At 61.6% G+C, this 10,587-nt stretch carries 14 protein-coding genes; 3 read left to right on the top strand and 11 right to left on the bottom strand.

Annotated elements, in window-relative coordinates:
* Window positions 1–93: 93 nt before the first annotated feature.
* The gene (locus VOI23_RS06885; RefSeq protein ID WP_323783440.1) at window positions 94–636 is read left to right on the top strand and encodes a hypothetical protein; all 543 of its coding nucleotides are present in this window, start codon (window positions 94–96) and stop codon (window positions 634–636) included.
* 4 nt (window positions 637–640) lie between these two features.
* Here the strand turns inward: VOI23_RS06885 and VOI23_RS06880 are convergent, their stop codons facing one another.
* On the bottom strand, window positions 641–1,381 hold the full coding sequence (locus tag VOI23_RS06880) for an SDR family NAD(P)-dependent oxidoreductase (protein ID WP_323783438.1): 741 nt from the start codon (window positions 1,379–1,381) through the stop codon (window positions 641–643).
* 162 nt (window positions 1,382–1,543) lie between these two features.
* On the opposite strand from VOI23_RS06880, the gene VOI23_RS06875 reads away from it, so the two are divergent.
* Both VOI23_RS06875 and VOI23_RS06870 read left to right on the top strand, forming a co-directional pair.
* Window positions 1,544–2,464 (top strand): AraC family transcriptional regulator, encoded by a 921-nt coding sequence (locus VOI23_RS06875; RefSeq protein ID WP_323783436.1) that lies wholly within the window; start codon window positions 1,544–1,546, stop codon window positions 2,462–2,464.
* Between the two features lie 146 nt (window positions 2,465–2,610).
* Window positions 2,611–3,129 (top strand): SRPBCC domain-containing protein, encoded by a 519-nt coding sequence (locus VOI23_RS06870; protein WP_323783434.1) that lies wholly within the window; start codon window positions 2,611–2,613, stop codon window positions 3,127–3,129.
* A gap of 163 nt (window positions 3,130–3,292) precedes the next feature.
* On the opposite strand, the gene VOI23_RS06865 is transcribed toward VOI23_RS06870, so the two are convergent.
* The 10 genes from VOI23_RS06865 to VOI23_RS06825 are packed head-to-tail and all read right to left on the bottom strand — an operon-like array spanning window position 3,293 to window position 10,439.
* Entirely contained in the window at window positions 3,293–3,559 is a 267-nt protein-coding gene (locus VOI23_RS06865) for a hypothetical protein (protein ID WP_323783432.1), read from the bottom strand.
* A gap of 8 nt (window positions 3,560–3,567) precedes the next feature.
* Window positions 3,568–3,957, bottom strand: coding sequence for a hypothetical protein (locus tag VOI23_RS06860; RefSeq protein WP_323783430.1), 390 nt, complete (start codon window positions 3,955–3,957; stop codon window positions 3,568–3,570).
* A complete protein-coding gene (locus VOI23_RS06855) occupies window positions 3,950–4,960 on the bottom strand; it encodes a hypothetical protein (RefSeq protein ID WP_323783428.1) in 1,011 nt (336 codons plus the stop codon). Before VOI23_RS06855 ends, VOI23_RS06860 begins: the two co-directional genes overlap by 8 nt.
* Window positions 4,957–5,520 (bottom strand): hypothetical protein, encoded by a 564-nt coding sequence (locus VOI23_RS06850; protein ID WP_323783426.1) that lies wholly within the window; start codon window positions 5,518–5,520, stop codon window positions 4,957–4,959. The genes VOI23_RS06855 and VOI23_RS06850 overlap by 4 nt, the downstream gene beginning before the upstream one ends.
* Entirely contained in the window at window positions 5,517–6,113 is a 597-nt protein-coding gene (locus VOI23_RS06845) for an HK97 family phage prohead protease (RefSeq protein ID WP_323783424.1), read from the bottom strand. The genes VOI23_RS06850 and VOI23_RS06845 overlap by 4 nt, the downstream gene beginning before the upstream one ends.
* Window positions 6,113–7,375 (bottom strand): phage major capsid protein, encoded by a 1,263-nt coding sequence (locus tag VOI23_RS06840; protein WP_323783422.1) that lies wholly within the window; start codon window positions 7,373–7,375, stop codon window positions 6,113–6,115. Before VOI23_RS06840 ends, VOI23_RS06845 begins: the two co-directional genes overlap by 1 nt.
* A 10-nt stretch (window positions 7,376–7,385) precedes the next feature.
* Window positions 7,386–8,036 (bottom strand): hypothetical protein, encoded by a 651-nt coding sequence (locus VOI23_RS06835; RefSeq protein WP_323783421.1) that lies wholly within the window; start codon window positions 8,034–8,036, stop codon window positions 7,386–7,388.
* Window positions 8,033–8,527: a hypothetical protein gene (locus tag VOI23_RS06830; RefSeq protein WP_323783419.1), complete on the bottom strand. Its 495-nt coding sequence runs from the start codon at window positions 8,525–8,527 to the stop codon at window positions 8,033–8,035. The genes VOI23_RS06835 and VOI23_RS06830 overlap by 4 nt, the downstream gene beginning before the upstream one ends.
* A complete protein-coding gene (locus VOI23_RS18560; protein ID WP_416376513.1) occupies window positions 8,524–8,907 on the bottom strand; it encodes an HNH endonuclease in 384 nt (127 codons plus the stop codon). Before VOI23_RS18560 ends, VOI23_RS06830 begins: the two co-directional genes overlap by 4 nt.
* The gene (locus VOI23_RS06825) at window positions 8,901–10,439 is read right to left on the bottom strand and encodes a terminase TerL endonuclease subunit (RefSeq protein WP_323783417.1); all 1,539 of its coding nucleotides are present in this window, start codon (window positions 10,437–10,439) and stop codon (window positions 8,901–8,903) included. Before VOI23_RS06825 ends, VOI23_RS18560 begins: the two co-directional genes overlap by 7 nt.
* Between the last annotated feature and the right edge of the window lie 148 nt (window positions 10,440–10,587).

Here is a 10,587-nt window from a genome sequence, read left to right as displayed (position 1 = left end):
CGGACTGCCCTGACCTCGTTTTTTTTAACAGTATAGGGGCACGGCAGCCGCAACAGAAGGGGCCGCTGCGGATTTTGCAGAAGGAAGCGATTAATGCTGAATTTTTTCTTGATGATGATTGCGATGGCGGCTCAGGGCGGCAGCGATGGCGGCACGAAACCTACCGATCAGGCCGCGGTACAAGTCGCACCGGCAACCCAAAGCACAAGCTCTGAAACGTCAGCTCAGGTTCAGGTTCAAGCCCAGGCTCAAGGTCAGGCACAGTCCGCCGAGGCACCCAGCGGCAAATTCACCACAGCGCAGGAAGTGCGCCCGATCCTTGGCATGACCAAGGCCAGTTGGATCGCTGTGCGTGAATATGACGGGCATGACATTGTCTACTTCACCCAACTGCTTAGCTGGCGTTGCGGGTTGAATGCGATCAGATATTCGATCAATGGCGGTCCGCTGCAACTTTACGATCTGCCAGCCTGCCATGAAGACACGGCATCCCCCAATGCCTTGGTCGGAGAAGAGGGGATGCCGATCATGGGGTTACCGCCGAAATCGGTGCAACAAGTCTATGTCGAGGTTTTCTATGACGACATGACAACCGATTCGGCTACGTTCGACCGCAAGTCGGTGTTGATGCCCTGAGGTCTCAGCTTTTCGCCAGTATTTTTGCGACCAATTCAGGCAGCAGGCGGTTTAGCAACAGAACCGGGCGCGATAGCCCCGGCGCTATTATGCGCCGCTGAGCGGCAATGCCGTCGTAGATTGCCTGTGCCATGGCTTCAGCGGATAGTTTTCCCGATCCGCGCCCCAGTGTCATATCGGTGTCGACCAGTGGCGGCACGGCTTCGACCACCCGGATACCCAAAGGCGCGAGTTGATGGCGCAGCGCCGACGTGAACGAGGCCAGACCGGCCTTGGTCGCGGAATAGACAGGGGCTGAAGATTTGGGCTGACGCGATGTTAGCGAAGTGACATTGACGATGGTCCCGCCCGGTCGCGCCATCAGCGGCACCATTGCATGGCTCAGATGTATCGGGAGGGTCAGGTTCAGTGCGATTTCCCGGTCGATTAGTGCTGGCGTTTCGTCCCCGACATCGCGAGTCAGGTCCAGTTCAACCTGGATGCCAGCATTGTTGATCAACCTTTCGAAAGGACGGGCAGTGGCGTTCAGACATCCGATGATTTTGGGAATTGCATCGGACCAGGTCAGGTCCAGAGGCAGGCAGGTAATGTTGGGATGGTGCGGGAAGTCTTTGAAATTTCGCGCCACGGCCAGCACGTCAAAGCCATGCGCCGCATGGAGGTGAGCCAGCGCACGACCGATACCACGGCTGGCACCGGTGATTACGACACTGCGTTTGCCTTTGGAGATTGGTTTTTCAGACATATCTGCGCCCTTTGTTTCAATATGCCTCTGACCTAGCTGCGTGGCCCTGTCAGATATTGAAAAATCACGCCAAGCCTGCTCTCGGCGTATGGCGTGATTTTTCAATAAGGAACGGCCACCGCTGGTATGATATGGTGAAAGCAACAGAAGGGGACCCGCAGCATGGATCGGTTCTCCAGCACCGGATTGATCAGCCTGATCCACAACGTCGTTTCCGGCATCGATGCCGATTTGCTGGGAGGGCTGCGACGGCCCGACCCGATGCAGCATGCGGTCAGTTCAGAGGCGGCAAAACGCGATCTGGTGGCGCGTGTGTTGGACCGGTTGGGACCAGGGATTTTACTGTCAGTGGGGCAATATCTGGATCTGGCCGATGAAACGCCGGCGATAACGGTTTTGAAACGGTCCCCTGACCCGGCTGTGTTGGCAGAGAAATGGATGCGATTGGAACGGTATTACCATTCCAGCAATCGGATAAGGATTGACCGGGAAGGTGCGCATAAATGGGCTTGTACGCGGACCAACACGGAAGCCCCGGCAACCTTGGGGGAAAATTGTCTGATATCGGGGCTGCTATTGGGGCTGTTGCAGGCAATCGGCGTCGAAGGGGCACAGTTGTGGATCGGTGCGCGCGAGTTTGATCCAAAGCAGCTGCAACACGTTTCATTGCCGCCGGAGGAAAGCCTGGAAACCTTTGTTATTACATGGCGTGCGGATCGGGCCGGTCAAGTGTCCGATACCATGGCTGGTCCGACCGACGTCCCGGTCAACGCCAGACTGACCGATCTTCTGGCCAGTGATATCGGCCAGAGCTGGAAATTGAGCGATGCCGCCCGCAATCTGGCCTTTTCGGAGCGCTCATTGCAGCGCCATCTCAGCGGGGAAGGGTACAGCTTTTCCTCTATCCTGCGACGGGCGCGGATGCGGGCGGCGACTGATCTGTTGACCCGCAGCCGCGCGCCGTTGGCAGAAATCGGGTATTGCTGCGGATACGCCGATCAGGCGCATTTCCAGCGCGATTTTCTGCGCACGACGAATATGACCCCAAGAGTGTTTCGCGGCATTTCAGGTGACGTTATCTAAATTGATATCAGCGTTTTAGGTGCATCTCGTCCCGCTTTCTACCGAGATCAAATTTGCCCATCCGAGGCTGGCCGGTCTGGCGTGATGTTTCAATAAAGCGGTTGCCGCTTAGGCCATTCTTCTGTTGTCAAACACAGGAGACTGACATGTTGAGAACTGCAATTCTTTCCACCGTTCTTATCGCGGGGGGCGTAATGGCCCGGGCCGACACGGTCAAACAGACCACCCGCATCGAAATCGACACGGCAATCGATTTGCCCGCACCGGTCGATGCGGTCTGGCGGGTACTGACGGATATCGATGCGTATCCTCAATGGAACCCCTACCATGTGCATGTCGAAGGAGTATTACAGCGAGGTCGGAAACTGACGGTCAAAATCGTCAAACCCAACGGGAATTCGCTGACCATACACCCCCGCGTGTTGGAGCTAGAAGAAAACCGCAGCCTTGTCTGGGGCGGTGGACCGGCAGGACTATTCAGGGGCGTGCACTGGTTTGATTTGGATCCAATCAATCCCGGCTGCACCCGGTTGCATCACACAGAGGTGTTCTCGGGGCTTTTCGTGTCCTATGCCGAACTGGATGCAATCGAGCCTGGTTATGAACGGATGAATCAGGCGCTGAAGGCCCGGTTGAGCGATGTCGGCACGGCAACCGGGTGCTGACCCGACACCGTCGGTCGGGGCGGTTGGGCTGTGAATGTCCAAATTTTCAGATAAGGAAGTGGTGGGCGACCCTGGATCGTCGTCTTCTCCCACTCAAGCCATTATTTTTAAGGCATTTCCCTTGCCTTGGTCACGAGCAAATTACCCCGGTTTGTATACCAAATCAAGGGGTCTTGTAGAGGTTCACCCGGTCCAGCTTGGGGGCAAGGTCGTGGATCGTCGCCAGAGTGTCGGGGCCAAACTCCCCACGCCGGTAATCGTCAGCCACCCGAACCAGTCGGAACACATCGGCATGGGTCAACCCGGCCTCTAGGAGGTCGCCAAGGCGGGCCTTCACGATCCAGTTTAAGAGGGCAGCTAGAGCCGCGCCGGTTTCCTCGGCAGAGGCACCGGCAGGAGGAAGGGTCGGGATGGTTTTCGGTACGGGCATGGGGCACTTCAAGCGTTTCGGATCGTCGGGGCGTCGGTGGCGTCGAGAGCACGGCAATCATACGTCACCATCGTTGCCAGGACGTTGGACGAATGCACCGACACGATTTGATAGAACGTGCTGTCGATCAGGATCAGGGCCGCGCCGTTCGGGGCAACCTCACTCAGAACGGTAACGAGGTGCGACCCTTGATAGGTCGCGGCCAGGGTCAGGACGGTTTCCTTGGTCTTGTCGATATAGCCCAGCGTGTCGTCGGCCTTGTCATACTGCAGCTCACCCTCTGCCGTGTAGACGGGTGCCCCGGCATCCGTCGCGGTGGCGTACACAATCGCCTGCTTGAAGGCGGGGTTCTGGCGTGCGGCACGCTTGGCGGTGGCGAGGGCGGATAGCTTACTCATCACTCCACCCCGCCAACTTCATGGCCTTGTCGAGGGGCACCCCGGCCCCTGTAAGAACACCTACGGCACGGGCACGGCCCGCCACATCGGCGGACATCATCTGGTCAATGCTGACGGTCTGGACGCCAATCTTGCGCGTCAGTTCGGGCAGGCATTGGCGGGCAAGCGGCAAGATAGTTTGCAGTGCAAAGAGCCGATACCCTTCCCGCATGGCCCCGGCATTGCCGTTGCCCGTCACCAGTGCTGGCGGGATACCGCATCCCGTCAGGAGACGGTGGTGCAGGTCGGTGGTGAAGCCGTTGAGGTCGGCCTTCTGGAGGTCCGGGGTCAGGTCCACCCGGCGGAATTCGGAAGTGTGCCCGCCGGTCTGGTGTGCGAAGTCAGCTTTCGAGGATACCACGGCAAGCGACGACGATTGCAGGCCGGTCGCGGCCTTGGCCTGTTGCTCCTCTGGAATGGTCGAGGGCATCGGCAGGAGGCCCTTGCCGGTGTACGCCGTGGCGTTGCTTACCGCGCGTTCGATCTCCGCCATCAAGGCGGGGCTGAGGCCCATCATCGCCCAGGGAGAGCGGCCTTGCCACGGGGTGGCAGGGTCTGCGTTGATGGTGAGCTTCAACACCTCATCGGCCAGGGCTTTGCGCGTCTCTGTCGAGTTCGGATGCGCGATGTGCAGATGAAACTTGCCCCCGGCCAACTCGTCCCAATAGGCGACGTGATCTAGCCTGAGGTCTGAGCCATCGGCCCGGATGTGCCAGCATGTCTGCCCCCGCAAGAGAAGGTCACGGCCCATCGCCGCCAGCGTGGCAGGATCGACGGGCACGGGTGCGAGGTCGAGCATCGCAAAGCCGCTGGTCCAGTAGTGCAAGGCGGTGCCTACCGTAGCAGACAAGGGCACGGCCCCATCGGTGAGAAGGCCCCGGCGGCGATGCTCCATATAGGCCAGCGTGACGCCCATAGAGCGCTGTTCCATGTCGTCGGATTTACGCTTGAACGGCCAGATCATTGGCGCACCTCCGATGCGAGTAGCGCCCCAGCACCTGAGCCGCGAAAGACAGGCATCAACGCTTCACGGGTGAACGCAAAGTCTCCAGAGGTTTGGGAGCGGTATTCCCGGCGGCTGGGGCCTTGCATGAGCTGGTACAGGGCGAGGTTGTAGACGGCCTGTTCCACCCCCGCCGTGACGGGTGCCCCAGCTACGGTGCCGGTCTGGGTCAGCCGGTAGAGCGTGAACGGGTCGAGGTCGATCAACCCGGCTTCGGCCACATAAGAGGCCGTTGCAGACGCCCAGAACCCACCCGAATACGCCTCTACCGTCAGAGCATCGGGGAAGGGATACCTGGGCCATTGGTACTGCATGGGGGCATCGGTCTTGACGATGATCTTTCCGGCGGTCGTGTCGCGGTAGGTGCGGCCCGTGAAGGCTTCGATCTGCGACCAGGACGCGCTCAGCATCGCCGTGGCCTCGGTCTCGGTTGCATCCGCTTCGAAGGCAACTTCGGACGCCAGGAGCGAGGTTGCAGGATCATCGCCGGGGGTGAACGTGGTTTCGAGTAGGGTAATCACGGCAGGATGATCCTTTCCGGGCGGGCAACGTGGGCCAGGGCATCCCGAGACAAGGCCCGCAACTCCGCTTCGCTGTCGCCGTAGGCGGGGCGGGTGACGATGCTCAGTTCAAAGAGCAAGAGCGCCCAGAGTTGCCGGATTTTCACAGCGGGGTTTCCCGGCTCAGGCACCAGCTTTTCCGCCCCCGGCACCACATCGGACGGCGGCACTCGGAACCCTGGGCTGATACCTGTCGCCAGCCCCGAACCGATCATCGCCAGGGCATCGACCACATGCGATGCGCGGTCTGCGCCCTCAGGGATGGTGGCGACGAATTCAAGGAACCGTTCACTGTCTTTCAGCTCCAGCGTACCGCTGGACCGTGAAGCAAGAGGCCGGTCGAAGCTGTGGCCGAACAGAAGGTTCACTTCCCGGTCGGGGTCGTCCAGCGTGTAGGAGAAAGCGCCGGGCATGATGCTTTCCTTGCGGACGGTGCCCCGATCAGAGAGCACCGCCAGCGAGTTGTAAGGGAACCGCCCGGCGATGATCGGGCGTTTCCCCTGTTGCCGCACCTCAAGGTCAGAGGCGGGCCAGATCAGCCGGGCTTGCTCCATCAGGCGCGGTCCTGGACGTTTTCCAGCTTCAGCCAATGCGTATCGATGCGCTGGAACAGCAGGTCGAGGAAGGAGAAGCAGGTGATCGCGATCTTGCCCGACTTGCTCTCCGAATACGGGTCAACGATCATCTCGACCCCGCCCCAGGTGGGCATGTAACCGAACCCGCTCCCGGCGCTGAGGTAGACGTTCGACGCGCCCTTGTCGGTGGCGTCACGGGCACCACGGGCCGAAACCTGTTGACTCCACAGCATCCCGAACCCGGCGCTCTTGAGGCGGTCGAGTTCGGAGACGGCGGTGCCCGTCACCAGCGTATCTGCAAGGGTCTGGTGAACGATGGGTGCCCCCGCAAAGCGGACGCCAGACGGATCGCCCAGCTTGGCCGTCTCCTGCAGTTCGGTGGCCCGCAGCAGGAATTCGGAGAAGGACGCGGTGTCGGACACGTCGATTGCACGACTGCCGGTCAACACGGTTTCCAGCCCCGCCGGGTCTTCGCTGGCCCCGGTGCCCTGGAACGCCACCTTGTCGATACCTTCGCGCATGATCTCTGCCAGATCGCGGCGCAGGATGCTTTCGAGGGCCGCGTTCTGACGGGTCGCTTGGCGGGTGACGACATAGCGGGCGGTGGCGGTGTGGATCGTCGGTGCCTTCGCCGTGGTGGTGATCGCCGCAGCATCGGCACCACTGCCTTCTGCGACCCACGACAGAGAGCCGCCCCCGGTCACTTCGGGGAAGCTGGGCGTGCCGGTCACTTGCAGGGCCTGGATACCGAACCGCTGGGCGGCGCTGGTCTCGAAGAACCGTTGCAGGGCGTTCATGGTCGGACGGCTGGCCAACTCTTGCGAGGTGCCCGCCGTGGCGTCGGTCACGGCATCGGCCCGAACCTCCAACGCTTCCCAGGGCACCAGCACACCGCCCTTCTGGCCGGGGCCGTTGCGTTGCTCCAGCTCTTGGCTGACTTCGAGTTCACGGCCAGACAGGGGCTTGCCTTCGGTGATCGACGCCACCATGCCCGACAGGCTGAATTGGCGGCACTCACGCTCGAAGTCCTGGCCGGCGTTGTCGGGTTCCTTGATGGATGCGCGTTCGGCATCCTCCAGCACCAGCGCGGCCCGCAGCTCCACCTCTGCGCCTTGGTAGGCGTCGGTAAGGTTGCGCAGTTCGTTGCGGCCATCGTCGTTGATTTCGTCGGCCTTCTGGATTTCTGCCATGCGCTCCCGGCGCTTGCTCTGGGCCAGTTGGATTTCTTGGGATTTCAACATTGTAAGTTCCTCAGTTGATGTCGCGAGTAAGGTTGTCGAAAAGGGCTTCAAGCATTCGATCCGCGAATTCGGGGAAGCCTTTCTTCATCTGGTTCACCAGCCCCAGGCGGGGCCGGATTTTGACTTGGGGTTTCAGGGCGTAGAGGGGTTCGAGCTTGCGCCCGACGCGGCGGAACAGCAGGAGGTTGCCGTTGCGGCTCTCAGCGATGAAGGTATCCCGCCACTGGCGCGGGTTGAGTTTCTTGGGCGTGCCATCGGCCTTGAGCGCAGCAGGCAACGGCACAAACAGGTAGCTGCCTTCGCTGGGCCGGATCGTCCCGCCGTACTCGTGAATGCGGTACTCGCTGGGCAAGGTGATCTGGCCGTACACGTCTTCGATCTTCTGGGCGTCATGCACGACGCCCCCACGCTGCAGCTCACGGACAAGCCGCCCGGTTCGGGCGGCAAGTGCCGTGTTCGTCGTGGTGGTGCCGGAATGCCGCTTGGCGAGCTTTTCCATCTCTTCGTTGATGAACACGCGCATCTCACGCGCGACGACATGGCCCAGGTCATCGACGTTGCGGCCCAGAGTATCGGCCAGCGCGTCGAGGCCCGCCCAGGCATCCCAATACCGCTTGTTCCCGAAGCTGACGCTCAGGCCGATTTCGTGTGCTGCGCTCATGTCGCCACCGCCTCAGCCGGGGGCTGGCCCAGATAGTGCCGGGGGTCGTCGAGGTCGTGGCGGTACTCCACGATGAAGAACACCGAACCTTCGGCGCTGGCGTCCTCGGGGTCGTCCATGTTGACGACGTTCCCGCCTTCATCGGTGTCAACGGCGAGGCCGTTCAAGGTGCGGTCGGACAGGATACGCCGCTGCACCATGCCGATGATGGTTTCAACGAATTTGGCCGGTTCTTCCCCAGGCTGGCCCCGGTAACGGAAATCAATCGAGACTTCCAAGCGGCAGGTGACAAAGCTGGTGCCAAGAGCCTTGGTCTCTTTCACCGGCACCACGCCAGCAGTGAGGCGCTTGGGCGAGGTCAGGCGCAGAGGCCCGCGTACAACTTCGGAGAAGCTGAGCGGATACGGGTCTTCGACGGGCTGGCCCCCGGTCACGTCTCGCAAGGACAAGGCGAAGGTTTCGAGGATCGTTTCGCGGAAGGTGTCAGTCATTGTGTCAATCCCCGATTTGTACTCGTGCCATTGCAATCATCTGCAATTCCTAGTGCCGCGTGAAACGCCTCACGGCCTGGAACATTCGAGCGGGGCCGCTTAGGCGGCTTAGCGTCGGGCTGGCGAGCGGCCTTCTCGTGGGCGGATTTAGCGTTGTGGCAGCTCGGGCAGAGGTACTGGAGGTTCGACGGGTCGCGCGGGTCGATCATCGCGGCTTCACAATCAGCACGGGGCACGATGTGATCGACATGCCCGTGAAGGCCCACGAATTTGCCGCACTCTTGGCATCGGTATTTCGCGCGATGTGCAATCGCGGGGCGGATCGACTTCGCCCACTGGGCAGTGTCGAGCACGGTACGGTTCTGGCGACGTGCTACCATAGCTGCACCTCAAATGTCGGCTGGGGTGCATCCTGGGCGGTGACGAAGGCAGAACACGCCAGCACAAGAGCCTGGGCGGCGTCGATCCGGGCATTGGCGTGGCTCTTGTCGAGCTGGACGGCCCCTGTCGCGCTCACGCGCACATCGGCTTCACCAATGGCGGCTTCGATCAGCATGGACCGTTGCAGCTTGGCCTTGCCGCTGAGGAAAAGACGTCGGGTCGCCCGAATGTCTTGGTCGCCGTCACGCGGGCCGGTGCCCCTGGTGACGATGGGCCAATCAATCTTGGCGCGGGCCATTGCGCTCCGAAACTCGCTGTCGCGGAATCGGTCGGCGCTGATACTCAGGACAGGGTGAGCACCGACTTCTTCGCGGAGACGGGCCAAGAATTCGGCGACATCGGTGACTTGGCCGCTGGTGGTGAACAGCTCGCCGCTGTCGTGGAGCTTCACGTACAGGTCGCCTACCGCGTCACGCCTCCCACGCTGTAGGAGGTCCAAGCCCTCCCCAGGGAACGCCGCCAAGGGCCGGATCACGCCGCTTTCGGCCCCGATGATGGCGGCGGCAGTCATCGCGGCTGAGCCGCCCAAATCCATACCGATGAAGACGGGTTCGCCGTCGATCAGGCTGGCGGTGGCATCGTATGCGGCCTGGAGCGTCTGGTACTCCAGTAGGAGCTGGCGGGACGGGCTGAGCGGTTCGTTGCAGTGCCAGACGCGGAATTCGGTGAGTGAGCCGGATTGCTCGGCCTTGGCCAGCGCGTCACGCATGAAGGCTTCGCTCTTGATGACGCCTAAGCCGGGGTTTGCCTTCGCCCAAGTGGCGGGGTCGGACACATCGTCGGAGAGGTCGGCGGCGTATAGGTGCACGGACGTGCGGGCGTCGGGGTTGTCGAGTATTTCACGAAAAGCAGGACCGTCGCCAGCGGTGCCCACTACCAGAACACGGCCATCCCGTGCCGCGACTGCATCCATCGTGTTTTGGAGGCTTTCGTTCGCAGCCGGAAGCAGACCAGCCTCATCAACAAGGGCAAGGTCAAGGTCGAGGCCGTGCCCCGCCGTGCGCTGGCCGCTCAGGCATTGTAGCTTGCCACCCTGGGGACCGTGCAGGACACCGGGGAGCGGAGACTTCACGAACCAAATCCCGACGTCGTATTCCGCAGCCTCCAAGAGGTCCATCATCTGTTGCGGCACAAGCTGGGCGTGCTGGACGCTGGGCGCGGTGATCGCGGCCCGAAACCCTGGGATGAACAGCGGCGAGCTTTCGCACATATAGCCCAGCAGCAGGCCCGCCAGTGTCGCGCTCTTCCCGTTTTTTCTGGCGCAAGAGAACGCGACGGTTCGATAGCGCGGGGAGCCGTTGTCGTCGTCCTCCAGATGATCCGCCAGGAATGCGCGCTGGAAGTCGAGAAGTTGTAGAGGCTCGCCACGAGACGGCCCGGCAGGCACGACGAAGGTATCCGCCAGCCACTCCGCCAGCAGGTCAATGCGTGTGCGCTTGGGTTTGGTCTTGAGACGGATCACGCGGCCCACCTCCGCGTTCCTGGGTAGCCCCCCCGTGCCACGATAGTTGCGTCACCCTCCCCCCGTGCGGACAGGGGTCCCCAAGGCGTTGTGCTGGCCGCTGAGTCGGTGCGACGGGTCGGGATGGGTGCAGGTAGCCGACGCGCAGAGACGGCGT

Origin of the sequence: Thalassovita sp. (assembly GCF_034670005.1) — a bacterium.
Taxonomy (GTDB): Bacteria; Pseudomonadota; Alphaproteobacteria; order Rhodobacterales; family Rhodobacteraceae; genus Thalassobius.
The sequence above is the reverse complement of the archived record's forward strand: the minus strand, read 5'-3'. Positions and strand labels throughout refer to the sequence as shown.

Coding starts and splice junctions, on each gene's coding strand:
- VOI23_RS06885 (WP_323783440.1), top strand. CDS start 94: ATGCTGAATTTTTTCTTGATGATGATTGCGATGGCGGCTCAGGGCGGC.
- VOI23_RS06880 (WP_323783438.1), bottom strand. CDS start 1,381: ATGTCTGAAAAACCAATCTCCAAAGGCAAACGCAGTGTCGTAATCACC.
- VOI23_RS06875 (WP_323783436.1), top strand. CDS start 1,544: ATGGATCGGTTCTCCAGCACCGGATTGATCAGCCTGATCCACAACGTC.
- VOI23_RS06870 (WP_323783434.1), top strand. CDS start 2,611: ATGTTGAGAACTGCAATTCTTTCCACCGTTCTTATCGCGGGGGGCGTA.
- VOI23_RS06865 (WP_323783432.1), bottom strand. CDS start 3,559: ATGCCCGTACCGAAAACCATCCCGACCCTTCCTCCTGCCGGTGCCTCT.
- VOI23_RS06860 (WP_323783430.1), bottom strand. CDS start 3,957: ATGAGTAAGCTATCCGCCCTCGCCACCGCCAAGCGTGCCGCACGCCAG.
- VOI23_RS06855 (WP_323783428.1), bottom strand. CDS start 4,960: ATGATCTGGCCGTTCAAGCGTAAATCCGACGACATGGAACAGCGCTCT.
- VOI23_RS06845 (WP_323783424.1), bottom strand. CDS start 6,113: ATGGAGCAAGCCCGGCTGATCTGGCCCGCCTCTGACCTTGAGGTGCGG.
- VOI23_RS06840 (WP_323783422.1), bottom strand. CDS start 7,375: ATGTTGAAATCCCAAGAAATCCAACTGGCCCAGAGCAAGCGCCGGGAG.
- VOI23_RS06835 (WP_323783421.1), bottom strand. CDS start 8,036: ATGAGCGCAGCACACGAAATCGGCCTGAGCGTCAGCTTCGGGAACAAG.
- VOI23_RS06830 (WP_323783419.1), bottom strand. CDS start 8,527: ATGACTGACACCTTCCGCGAAACGATCCTCGAAACCTTCGCCTTGTCC.
- VOI23_RS18560 (WP_416376513.1), bottom strand. CDS start 8,907: ATGGTAGCACGTCGCCAGAACCGTACCGTGCTCGACACTGCCCAGTGG.